This is a genomic window from Actinotalea ferrariae CF5-4 (genome assembly GCF_000603945.1).
Taxonomy (GTDB): domain Bacteria; phylum Actinomycetota; class Actinomycetes; order Actinomycetales; family Cellulomonadaceae; genus Actinotalea; species Actinotalea ferrariae.
In genome coordinates, this window is sequence record NZ_AXCW01000131.1 from 1 (window position 1) to 11,877 (window position 11,877).

Genomic DNA, 11,877 nt, shown 5'->3' on the forward strand with positions numbered 1-11,877 from the left:
GCCCCGCCGCTGGCGGCGGCGCTCGGTGCGCTCGCGACCGCCTGACGGCCGGAACCGTCGCGACCGGCTGACGCACGGCCCGGACCACGGCTGACCAAGGTAGCCGTCGAAGTTACTCTCGAGTAACATCGACGGGCCCGGACACCGTCGTCCCCCTGGGAGGCCTTCCAATGCCAGCCGCACACGCGCCCCACGCCGGACGCGCCGTCGTCTTCGTCGACGGCGTCCGCACGCCCTTCGGCCGCGCCCGGCCCGACGGTCTGTACGCGCACACCCGCGCGGACGACCTGGCGGTGAAGGCGGTGCGCGAGCTCCTCCGCCGTCACCCGCAGCTGCCTCCCGAGCGCATCGACGAGGTGGCGATCGCCGCGACCACGCAGTCCGGCGACCAGGGCCTCACGCTCGGGCGCACCGTCGCGGTCCTGGCCGGCCTGCCGCAGTCGGTGCCCGGCTTCGCGGTGGACCGGATGTGCGCCGGCGCCATGACGGCGGTGACGGCGGCCGCGTCGGCGATCGGCGTCGGGGCGCAGGACGTGGCCCTGGCGGGCGGTGTCGAGCACATGGGCCGGCACCCGATGGGCGCCGACGCCGAGCCCAACCCCCGCTTCCTGGCAGAACGGCTGGTCGACGCCGAGGCGCTGAACATGGGCTGCACGGCCGAGAACCTGCACGACCGCGACCCTCGCCTCACCCGGGAGCGCGCGGACGCGTACGGCGTGGCGAGCCAGCGCCGCTACGCCGAGGCCCTCGCCTCCGGGCGCATCGAGCCCGACCTGGTTCCCGTCGCTCTGCGCGACCCCGAGCGCGGCTGGGGCCTGGCGACGGCGGACGAGCCGCCGCGCCCGGGGACCACCGTGGAGCAGATCCGGGCGCTGCCCACGCCGTTCCGGGCCGGCGGCCGGGTGACGGCCGGCACCGCGGCGCCGCTCACCGACGGCGCCGCCCTGTGCCTGCTCGCCGCCGAGGACACCGCCCTCGAGCTCGGGCTGACGCCCCGCATGCGGCTGGTCTCCTTCGCCTACGCCGGGGTCGACCCCTCCGTCATGGGCCTCGGCCCGGTCCCGGCGACCGAGAAGGCGCTCCAGCGCGCGGGCCTCACGATCGACGACATCGGGCTCTTCGAGATCAACGAGGCGTTCGCGGTCCAGGTCCTCGCCTTCTGCGACGCGTTCGGGCTCGCCGACGACGACCCGCGCGTGAACCCCTACGGCGGTGCGATCGCCGTCGGCCACCCCCTCGCGAGCTCCGGCGTCCGCCTCATGACCCAGCTCGCCCGGCAGTTCGCCGAGCACCCCGAGGTCCGGTACGGGCTCACCACCATGTGCGTGGGTCTGGGCCAGGGCGGCACGGTGATCTGGGAGAACCCGCACCACGCCGACGCGAGCACGACCCCCACCCGGACCCCCGAGGAGGCCACGCGATGACCACGGACGAGATCACGCCGGCCGGCACCGCCGACGCCGCGGCGACGCGGCGCGCCGGCGAGGAGCTGGCCACGCGGACGGCGGACGTCGAGCGCGCGACCTCCGCGCTCGTCCGCGACGTGCCGCTCCCCCGCGGGCTCGGCACCCTGGCCCTGGTCACCCTGGACAACGGGCTGGACCACACCAAGCCGACGACCCTGGGCCCGACAGGCCTGCTGCGGATCGGGGCCGCGCTCCGGCAGCAGCAGGAGCGGGCCGCCCGCGGCGAGATCGCGGCCGTGGCGGTGACCGGCAAGCCGTACTACCTGGCCGCGGGCGCCGACCTGTCGATCATGGGCCGGCTGGAGGCCGCCGAGGACGCCCGGACGATCGCCCGGCTGGGCCACGACACCTACCGGGTCCTGGCCGAGATGGGGGTGCCGACCTTCGGGTTCATCAACGGTGCCGCGCTCGGCGGCGGGCTCGAGCTGCCGCTGCACTGCACCTACCGGACGGCCTCGGCCGACGTCGGCGCGCTCGCCCTGCCCGAGACGTTCCTCGGCCTCGTCCCCGGCTGGGGCGGCTGCTACCTGCTCCCCCGGCTCGTCGGCGTCGAGGCCGCGGTCGACCTCGTGCTGACCCGGCCGCTGGCCAACAACCGCCGGACCGACGCGCAGACCGCGCTGCGGATCGGCCTCGTCGACGCCGTCCTGCACCCGGCGGACTTCCTGGAGCAGTCGATCGCCTGGGCGGCCGACGTCCTGGACGGCACGGTCACGGTCCCGCGGCGGCCGCTCGACGACGCGGGCACGTGGGACGCGGTGGTCGCCGCGGCGCGTGCGGAGCTCGACCGTCGCCTCCACGGCTCCCGCCCCGCGCCCTACGCCGCGCTCGACCTGCTGGCGGCAGCCCGGACGAGCGACGTGGACACGGCCTTCGCGGCCGAGGACGAGGCGCTGACGGAGCTCCTGCTGTCGGAGGAGCTCCGGGCGAGCCTGTACGCCTTCGACCTGACGACCCGCAAGGCACGCCGGCCGGCCGGCGCCCCGGACGAGGCCCTGGCCCGGCCGGTCCGCAGCGTCGGCATCGTCGGCGCGGGCCTCATGGCCCGCCAGCTCGCCGTCCTGGTCGCGCGTCGCCTGCGCGTGCCCGTCGCGATGCGCGAGGTGGACGACGAGCGCGTGGCCGCCGGGCTCGACGGCATCCGCTCGATGGTCGAGGGGATGGTCCGCAAGGGCCGGCTGAGCGAGGCGGAGGGCAACCGCCTCGTCGCCTCGGTGACGATCAGCACGGACCTGCAGGACCTCGCGGCCGCCGACCTCGTCATCGAGGCGGTCACCGAGGTCATGGCCGTGAAGCAGCAGGTCTTCGCCCAGCTCGAGGACGTGGTCGCCCCGGACGCCGTCCTGGCCACCAACACCTCCGCACTGTCGGTCACGCAGATGTCCGCGGGCCTGCGGCACCCGGAGCGCGTCGTCGGCCTGCACTTCTTCAACCCGGTCGCCCAGATGCCGCTCGTCGAGGTCGTGCGCGCCGACCACTCCTCCGACGCCGCCGTGGCGACCGCGTTCGCCGTCGCGAAGGCGCTGCGCAAGACGGCGGTGGGCGTCGCGGACCGCCCCGGGTTCGTCGTCAACCGGCTCCTGCTGCGCATGCTCGCCGACGTTGCCGCGACGGTGGAGGCGGGGACCCCGGTGCACGTCGCCGACCGCGCCCTGCGCCCGCTGGGGCTCCCGATGGGGCCGTTCGCCCTGCTGCAGCTCGTCGGGCTGCCGGTCGCCCTGCACGTCCTGCAGTCCCTGCACACCGAGCTCGGCGACCGCTACCCGCTCACCCCCGGCCTCGAGCGGCTGTCCGCGGAGGGCCGGCGCGTCGTGCCCGAGCCCGACGGCCGGGGCGCGGAGGCGGACGTCGACCCGGCGATCCAGGAGGTCTTCGGCACGCCGGGCGGGCCCGGGGCGCTGGACGAGGCGGGCGTCCTGGACCGGGTCCTCACGGGCCTGGCGCAGGAGGTGGGGCTCCTGCTCGACGAGCAGGTCGTGACCGGGGCCGACCAGGTCGACCTCTGCATGATCCTCGGCGCCGGCTGGCCGATGCACCTCGGCGGGATCACGCCGCACCTGGACCGCACGGGTCACGCGGAGCGCGTCGTCGGACGCCGCTTCCACGAGGTCGGGGTCGCGAGCCTGCCGCAGCGGGTCTGAGGAGGCCGGCGCCGGAGCCCCCGGGCTCCGTGCGGCCGGACGGACGACGGGCGGCGCACCCGAGGGTGCGCCGCCCGTCGCGTCGCCGGGGGTGTGCCCGCTCAGTGCACGGTGAGGCCGTGCGCCCGGAACTGCTCGCGGACGCGGTCCACGAGCTCCGGCTCGGGGGCCCGGGTGTCCTCGAGCTCGTACTTCATGCCCAGCTGCTCCCACTTGTCCTTGCCCATCTGGTGGAAGGGCAGGACCTCCACGCGGGAGACCGTGGGCAGCGTCGCGACGTACCGCGCGACGGCCTCGACGTTCTCGACGTCGTCCGTCAGGCCGGGCACGAGGACGAACCGCACCCAGATCTCGGTGCCGCTCGCCGCGACGCGGCGCCCGAAGTCGAGCGTCGGCTGCAGCTCGCGGCCGGTCACCCGCCGGTAGGTGTCGGGGTCGCCGGACTTCACGTCGAGCAGGACGAGGTCGAGGTCACCCAGCATCGCGTCGCTGCAGTGCGCGCCGAGGTAGCCCGACGTGTCCAGAGCCGTGGAGACCCCCCGCTCCTTCGCCCCGCGCAGGAGGCGGCTGACGAAGGCGGGCTGCATGAGGGGCTCCCCGCCGGAGACCGTGAGGCCGCCGCCGGTGACGGCGAAGACGGCGCGGTAGCGCTCCACGCGGGCGAGCAGCTCGTCGACCAGGACCGGCTCGCCGCGCCGCATCTCCATCGTGTCGGGGTTGTGGCAGTACAGGCACCGCAGCGGGCACCCGGACAGGAAGACCGTCAGCCGCGTGCCCGGGCCGTCGACCGCCGTGACCAGCTCCCAGGAGTGGACCGAGCCGAGCTCCCCGGCGCGCATCTGGGCGAACCGCTCGGAGCGCTCCGCCTCGCTGACGTCGAGGCCGGCCGTGCCCGCGGAGGACCGGACCGACGAGCCACCCACGACGGGCACCGTGAGGTCGACGATCGGCGCGCCGCACCGGTCGCGCTGCGCCGCCTGCTCGGTGGGCCGGAAGGCCGTCGTGGTCATGGCTCCAGCCTGCCGTCCGGCCACCCGGAAGTCATGGGACGAATGTCCGTGAGAGCGAGGTCACATCGCGTGACGACCTGAGGCCTCCACGACGACGAACGGGGCGCGGCACCGGTCGGCGCCACACCCCGTTCGTCATCCCCGCGCCCTGCGCGGTCGCGTCACATCCCCGCGTGGAACGTCCGCGAGAGCACGTCGAGCTGCTGCTCGCGCGTGAGCCGGACGAAGTTCACCGCGTACCCCGAGACGCGGATCGTCAGCTGCGGGTAGTTCTCCGGGTGCTCCATCGCGTCCTCGAGGGTCTCGCGGTTGAGCACGTTGATGTTGAGGTGGAAGCCGGAGCTGACGTTGTACCCGTCGAGGAGCCCGACGAGGTTGGTCACCTGCTCGTCCCGCGTCCGGCCGAGGCCGGAGGGCACCACCGTCGAGGTCAGCGAGATGCCGTCCTCGGCGTCGGCGTACGGCAGCTTGGCGACGGACAGCGCGGAGGCGAGCATGCCGTGGCTGTCGCGGCCGTTCATCGGGTTCGCGCCCGGGGCGAACGGCTCGCCCTTGCGGCGACCGTCCGGCGTGTTGCCCGTGTTCTTGCCGTAGACGACGTTCGAGGTGATCGTCAGGACCGACTGGGTGTGCTTGGCGTCGCGGTAGGTCGGCTGGCGGCGCACCTTCTCCATGAAGCGGCGCACCAGGTCCACCGCGATCTCGTCGGCGCGGTCGTCGTCGTTGCCGAAGAGCGGGTAGTCGCCCTCCGTCACGTAGTCGACGACCAGACCCGTCTCGTCCCGCACGGGCCGGACGGTCGCGTACTTGATCGCCGAGAGCGAGTCGGTGACGACCGACAGGCCGGCGATGCCGCACGCCAGGGTGCGCAGGATGACCCGGTCGTGCAGCGCCATCTCGATGCGCTCGTAGGCGTACTTGTCGTGCGACCAGTGGATGCAGTTGAGGGCGTCCACGTACGTCTGGGCGAGCCAGTCGAGCAGCCGGTCGAAGGACTCGAAGACCTCGTCGTACCGCAGCACGTCGCCGCCGACGGGCATCGCCACCGGCGCGACCTGCTTGCCGGTGATCTCGTCCCGGCCGCCGTTGATGGCGTACAGCAGCGCCTTGCCGAGGTTGACCCGCGCGCCGAAGAACTGCATCTGCTTGCCGACGCTCATCGCCGAGACACAGCAGGCGATCGCCGCGTCGTCACCGCACTGGTCACGGACCAGCTCGTCGGACTCGTACTGGATGGCCGAGGTGTCGATCGACACCTGCGCGCAGAACCGCTTGAACCCGTCCGGGAGCTGGTGGCTCCACAGGACCGTGAGGTTCGGCTCCGGGGCCGGGCCCAGGTTGTACAGCGTCTGCAGGTACCGGAACGAGGTGCGGCTGACCAGCGTGCGGCCGTCCTCGCCCATGCCGCCGATCGACTCGGTCACCCAGGTCGGGTCGCCCGAGAAGAGGGCGTCGTACTCGGGGGTGCGCAGGAACCGCACGATGCGGAGCTTGATGACCAGGTCGTCGACGAGCTCCTGGGCCTGCTCCTCCGTCAGGACGCCGGCCGCGATGTCGCGCTCGAGGTAGACGTCGAGGAAGGTCGAGGTGCGGCCGAGCGACATCGCCGCGCCGTTCTGCTCCTTGACCGCGGCGAGGTACGCGAAGTACAGCCACTGGACGGCCTCGCGGCCCGTGCGCGCCGGCCCGGAGATGTCGTAGCCGTACGTGGCCGCCATCGCCTTGAGCTCGCCGAGCGCCTTGATCTGCTCGGCGTTCTCCTCGCGCTCGCGGATGACGTCCTCGGTCGAGCGCTCCATGTCCAGCTCGACCCGCTCGAGCTTCTTGGCCGCGATGAGGGCGTCGACGCCGTACAGCGGGACGCGGCGGTAGTCGCCGATGATCCGGCCGCGCCCGTAGGCGTCGGGCAGGCCCGTGATGAGGTGGGAGGAGCGCGCGGCGCGCACGTCGGGCGGGTAGACGTCGAAGACGCCGTCGTTGTGGGTCTTGCGGTACTTGGTGAAGATGTCGCCGACGACCGGGTCCGGCTCGTAGCCGTAGGTCCTCAGCGCACCCTCGACCATGCGCCAGCCGCCGTAGGGCATGATCGCCCGCTTCAGCGGGGCGTCCGTCTGCAGCCCGACGATGAGCTCGTTGCCCTGGTCGATGTAACCCGGGGCGTGCGCGGTGATCGACGACGGCGTCGTCGCGTCGACGTCGTAGACGCCCTTCTCGCGCTCGGTGGGGAACATCTCCAGCAGCCGGTCCCAGATCCCGGTGGTGCGCTCCGTGGGGCCGGCGAGGAAGGACGCGTCACCGGTGTACGGGGTGTAGTTGCGCTGGATGAAGTCGCGGACGTCGATCCGGTCCTGCCAAGGGCCGGGGACGTAGCCGCGCCACGCGTCGTCGTCCTGGCGGGGGGTGGTCGCCGGGCCGCGGTCGGTCGTGATGGCCATCGGGCTGTCTCCTCGAGAGCGTCGGGCTGGTGCTCACGACGCTACGGTCGAGGTCATGGGATGACCTGGGACCTTCGGGTGGCCGCTGTGCCGGCGACGGCTCCGGCGGGGTGAGACTGGTCACACGTGGCCCGCGCGGGCCCCTCAGTCCCGCGCGCGCAGGTCCGCGAGCAGGTCGTGGGCCACGTCCTCCGCGCGCAGCCGCAGCGTCTCGACGATCTGCGCGATGCTCGCGTGGTCGAGGAACGTCAGCGGGACGCCCGCGCTCGTCACCGGCGCCGTCACCCCGGCCTCGGCGCAGCGCTGGCCCAGCATCGAGCCGACGCCGCCCTCGACGAGACCGTCCTCGAGCACCAGCACGCGGTCGTGCTCCCCCGCGAGCTTGACCAGCGCCGAGGGCACCGGGAGCACCCAGCGCGGGTCGACCACCGTGCTGCCGACGCCCTCCGCGGCGAGCAGGCTGCCGACCTGGACCGCGGTGTGTGCCATCGGCCCGACGCCGACGACCAGGACGGACGGCGTGCCGTCGTGCCGGGCGAGCACGTCGACGCCGTCGACGCTGTCGACCGCCGGCAGCGGGTCCGGCAGGGGGCTCTTCGGGTACCGGACGACGCTCGGCGCGTCGTCGATGTCGACGGCGACGCGCAGCGCCTCCCGTAGCGTCGGCTCGTCCCGGGGCGCCGCGAGGCGCAGGCCGGGCACGACGCGCAGCAGGGCCATGTCCCACATGCCGTTGTGGCTGGCGCCGTCGTCGCCGGTGATCCCGGCCCGGTCCAGCACGAACGTCACGCCCGCGCGGTGCAGCGCCACGTCCATGAGGACCTGGTCGAACGCGCGGTTGAGGAAGGTCGCGTAGACGGCGACGACCGGGTGGAGGCCCGCGAAGGCCATGCCGGCGGCGGACGTCACGGCGTGCTGCTCGGCGATCCCGACGTCGTGCACCCGTCCCGGGAACTCCGCCGCGAACGGCGCCAGGCCGACCGGCTGGAGCATGGCCGCCGTGATGGCGACGACGTCGTGCCGGCGCCGGCCGATCTGGACCATCTCGTCGGCGAACACCGACGTCCAGCCGAACCGCGACGGCGCCACCGGCAGGCCGGTCTCCGGGTGGATCTTGCCGACCGCGTGGAAGCGGTCGGCGACGTCCTGCTCCGCCGGGACGTAGCCGCGGCCCTTCTCCGTGATGACGTGGACGAGCACCGGCCCGCCGAACGCCTTCGCCCGGCGCAGCGCGTGCTCCGTCGCCTCGATGTCGTGCCCGTCGACGGGGCCGACGTACTTGATGCCCAGGTCCTCGAACATGCCCTGGGGCGCGACGACGTCCTTGATGCCCTTCTTCAGGCCGTGCAGCGCGTCGTACGCGAGCCGGCCGGGCGGGCCGGAGCGCCGCAGCGTCCGCTTGCCCCAGGCCAGGAGGTCCTCGTACCCGCGCGTGGTGCGCAGCGTGTCCAGGTGGTGCGCCAGGCCCCCGATGGTCGGGTCGTACGAGCGACCGTTGTCGTTCACCACGACGACGAGCCGGCGGTCCTGCCCGGCGGAGATGTTGTTGAGCGCCTCCCAGGCCATGCCGCCGGTCAGCGCGCCGTCACCGATGACGGCCACCACGTGGCGGTCCACCGCCCCCTGGAGGGCGTAGGCCTTGGCGATCCCGTCGGCCCAGGACAGGGCGGTCGAGGCGTGGGAGTTCTCCACCACGTCGTGCACGGACTCCGTGCGGCTGGGGTACCCCGACAGGCCCCCGCGCTTGCGCAGGTCGCCGAAGTCGCGGCGCCCCGTCAGGATCTTGTGGACGTAGGACTGGTGGCCCGTGTCGAAGACCATCGTGTCCCGGGGCGACTCGAACACCCGGTGCATGGCCAGGGTCAGCTCGACGACGCCGAGGTTGGGGCCGAGGTGCCCGCCGGTCCGGGACACGGCGTCGACGAGGAACGTCCGGATCTCCCGGGCGAGCTGGTCGAGGTCGGCAGGCCGCAGCCGCCGCAGGTCGCCCGGCCCGGTGATCGTCGACAGGATGGACATCCGCACATCGTACGGGCGCCACCTGTGGCCGGTCCCGGACCCGGCGCCGCTGTTCGCCCACGGCACAGCCGGGCACCGCCTCCTAGGCTGCCACCATGCGCTTCCTGCCCGGCCACACCCCCACCTCCGACCTCACCTACGGCGACGTCTTCCTCGTCCCGTCCCGGTCCGACGTGGAGAGCCGGTTCGACGTCGACCTCACGGCGGTGGACGGGACCGGCACCACCATTCCCGTCGTCGTGGCGAACATGACGGCCGTGTCGGGCCGGCGGATGGCAGAGACGGTCGCCCGACGCGGCGGCCTGGCCGTGATCCCCCAGGACATCCCGGTCGACGTCGTGGCCGACGTGGTCGCGTCGGTGAAGTCCCGCCACACGGTGGTCGAGACCGCCGTGGTGGTACGGCCCGACGACACGGTGCACACCGCCCTGACGCTCATCGGCAAGCGGTCGCACGGCGCGGCCGTCGTCGTCCGGGACGACCGGCCGGTGGGGGTGGTGACCGCCACCGACTGCCACGGGGTGGACCGGTTCACCCAGGTCGCCGAGGTGATGAGCCCGGACCCGACGGTCGTGGACGTGGACGTCCTGGCGGCCCCCGACGGTCTCGAGGCGGCCTTCGACCGGCTGCACACCTCCCGGCGGCGCTTCACCCCCGTCGTCGACGACGGCCGGCTCGTGGGGGTCATCACGCGGACGGGTGCCCTGCGCTCGTCGGTCTACCGGCCCGCGGTCGACGCGGAGGGCCGGCTCCGCGTCGGGGCGGCGGTGGGCATCAACGGGGACGTCGCGGGCAAGGCCGCCGCCCTGCTCGAGGCAGGAGCGGACGTCCTCGTCGTCGACACCGCCCACGGCCACCAGCGCAAGATGCTCGAGGCGGTCGCCGCCGTCCGCGCCCTCGGGCCGGCGGTCCCCGTCGTGGCCGGCAACGTCGTCACGGCCGAGGGGACGCGGGACCTGATCGAGGCCGGTGCGGACGTCGTCAAGGTCGGGGTCGGCCCCGGCGCGATGTGCACCACCCGGATGATGACGGCCGTGGGGCGCCCGCAGTTCTCCGCCGTGCTGGAGTGCGCGGCGCAGGCGCGCGCGCTCGGTGCGCACGTCTGGGCCGACGGCGGCGTGCGCCACCCGCGCGACATCGCGCTGGCCGTCGCGGCCGGTGCGTCCCAGGTCATGGTCGGCTCCTGGTTCGCGGGGACCCACGAGAGCCCCGGCGACCTCCACGAGGACGGGGACGGGCGGCTGTACAAGGAGAGCTTCGGCATGGCCTCGGCCCGCGCCGTCGCGGCGCGGACCCGCGGCGGTTCGCCGTTCGAGCGTGCGCGCAAGGCGCTGTACGAGGAGGGCATCTCCTCCTCGCGCATGTACCTCGAGCCGCAGCGCCCCGGAGTCGAGGACCTGCTGGACCAGATCACCTCCGGGCTGCGCTCCGCGTGCACCTACGCGGGTGCCCGCACCCTCGAGGAGCTGGCCGAGCGCGCCGTCGTCGGCATCCAGTCGGCGGCCGGCTACGAGGAGGGGCGGCCGCTGCCGCAGGGCTGGTGACCGGGTCATGACCGGGGAGGACTCCGTCACCGCGGTGCCGGACGTGCGCGAGCAGCTGCGCGGGCTCGCGGGACGGGGCGTGCGCTGGCCGGTGGGCCGGTGGCCCGAGGCGGTGCTGCGGCCGGCGGCGGTGCTCGTCCTGTTCGGGGTCCTCGACCACCTCCCCGCGGAGCACGCGTCGCGCGCGGTGCCCGGCGACCTCGACGTCCTGCTCGTGGGGCGGTCGCCGGCCCTCGCGCACCACCCCGGTCAGGTGGCCTTCCCCGGCGGTCGCGTGGACGACGACGACCCCTCGCCCGAGGCCGCCGCCGTGCGGGAGGCGGTCGAGGAGACGGGGCTGGACCCGACCGGCGTCGAGGTCCTCGGCAGCCTGGCGACCGTGCCGGTGCCCGTGAGCCGGCACCTGGTGACCCCCGTGCTCGCGTGGTGGCACGAGCCGTCCGCCGTGGGCGTGGTCGACCGGGGCGAGTCGGCGCACGTCTTCCGCACGCCCGTCGCCGACCTCGTCGACCCCGCGCAGCGCCGCACGGTCGTCGTGGAGGTGGCCGGTGGACGGCGCCGCACCCCGGCGTTCCTCGCCGGGGACCACGTCGTGTGGGGCTTCACGGCGATGGTGCTGGACACCGTGCTCGACGCGCTCGGCTGGGCCGAGCCGTGGGACCGGACCCGGGAGATCCCCGTCCCCCGGTGAGCCGGCCCGACGGTGCCGCCGTCGGCCCCCGGCCGCGTGCGCCACGGGCGGGCGGGGCCGTGAGGGCTCAGCCCTCCTCGGGACCTGGGACCCTCCGGGGCTCGCCGTGCTCGGCGACGACCTCGTCGTACACCGGGGTGTCCCAGTCGGCAGGGGTCGCGGACCGACCCGGACCCGGCGTGGGTCGCTCCTGGATGTCAGGCAGGCTCATGCGGTGCTCCGATCGGTCGGACGTACGCCGCATCATGGCGCGGTCGCGGCCCGTGCGCGACCCCAGGAACGATCACGAGGCCTCGCAGGTGGGGACGGGTGCCGCTCCACCGGAACAGCCACCGGGCCCCGGACGTTGTCCCGGCCGTGAGCACGGACCGGGGCCGGGTGGTCGAGGACGTCGCCGACGCCCTGCGCTTCGCGCTCGTCGAGGCGGACGCGCGCGACGACCTCTCGGCCGCCGAGCGCCGCCTGCTCGTGGTGCTCGCGGCGGACACGGCCGCCCAGCTCGACGCCTGGCTGGCCGGCGCGGACCCCGCCGACGGGCCGCCGCCCCTCGGACCCCTGGTGACCCGCCTGG

The 11,877-nt window shown here is 74.3% G+C and carries 9 protein-coding genes; 5 read left to right on the top strand and 4 right to left on the bottom strand.

From position 1 onward, the window contains the following. Positions 1–170 precede the first annotated feature (170 nt). Positions 171–1,424: a thiolase family protein gene (locus N866_RS11955; RefSeq protein WP_034226630.1), complete on the top strand. Its 1,254-nt coding sequence runs from the start codon at positions 171–173 to the stop codon at positions 1,422–1,424. After that, positions 1,421–3,607: a 3-hydroxyacyl-CoA dehydrogenase NAD-binding domain-containing protein gene (locus N866_RS11960; protein WP_081802600.1), complete on the top strand. Its 2,187-nt coding sequence runs from the start codon at positions 1,421–1,423 to the stop codon at positions 3,605–3,607. Before N866_RS11955 ends, N866_RS11960 begins: the two co-directional genes overlap by 4 nt. A gap of 101 nt (positions 3,608–3,708) precedes the next feature. Here N866_RS11960 and pflA read toward each other — a convergent pair whose 3' ends face one another. The 3 genes from pflA to dxs all read right to left on the bottom strand — a co-directional run bounded on the left by pflA (position 3,709) and on the right by dxs (position 9,071). Next, positions 3,709–4,617, bottom strand: coding sequence for a pyruvate formate-lyase-activating protein (gene pflA / locus N866_RS11965; protein ID WP_034226632.1), 909 nt, complete (start codon positions 4,615–4,617; stop codon positions 3,709–3,711). Between the two features lie 161 nt (positions 4,618–4,778). Beyond that, positions 4,779–7,052 (bottom strand): formate C-acetyltransferase, encoded by a 2,274-nt coding sequence (pflB, locus tag N866_RS11970; RefSeq protein WP_034226634.1) that lies wholly within the window; start codon positions 7,050–7,052, stop codon positions 4,779–4,781. A gap of 144 nt (positions 7,053–7,196) precedes the next feature. Beyond that, positions 7,197–9,071 carry a 1-deoxy-D-xylulose-5-phosphate synthase gene (dxs, locus tag N866_RS11975; protein WP_034226636.1) on the bottom strand — a complete coding sequence of 625 codons (1,875 nt, stop codon included), beginning with the start codon at positions 9,069–9,071 and terminating at the stop codon, positions 7,197–7,199. 95 nt (positions 9,072–9,166) lie between these two features. Here dxs and N866_RS11980 point away from each other — a divergent pair, with 95 nt between their 5' ends. Together N866_RS11980 and N866_RS11985 are read left to right on the top strand one after the other, a co-directional pair. Then, the gene (locus N866_RS11980) at positions 9,167–10,615 is read left to right on the top strand and encodes a GuaB1 family IMP dehydrogenase-related protein (RefSeq protein WP_034226638.1); all 1,449 of its coding nucleotides are present in this window, start codon (positions 9,167–9,169) and stop codon (positions 10,613–10,615) included. A gap of 7 nt (positions 10,616–10,622) precedes the next feature. After that, positions 10,623–11,306 carry an NUDIX hydrolase gene (locus tag N866_RS11985; RefSeq protein WP_052022974.1) on the top strand — a complete coding sequence of 228 codons (684 nt, stop codon included), beginning with the start codon at positions 10,623–10,625 and terminating at the stop codon, positions 11,304–11,306. A gap of 67 nt (positions 11,307–11,373) precedes the next feature. Here the strand turns inward: N866_RS11985 and N866_RS11990 are convergent, their stop codons facing one another. After that, the gene (locus N866_RS11990; RefSeq protein WP_155855333.1) at positions 11,374–11,517 is read right to left on the bottom strand and encodes a hypothetical protein; all 144 of its coding nucleotides are present in this window, start codon (positions 11,515–11,517) and stop codon (positions 11,374–11,376) included. Between the two features lie 146 nt (positions 11,518–11,663). On the opposite strand from N866_RS11990, the gene N866_RS11995 reads away from it, so the two are divergent. Continuing rightward, positions 11,664–11,877 (top strand): hypothetical protein (locus N866_RS11995; RefSeq protein WP_155855334.1); only part of this gene is annotated, 214 nt, incomplete at its 3' end.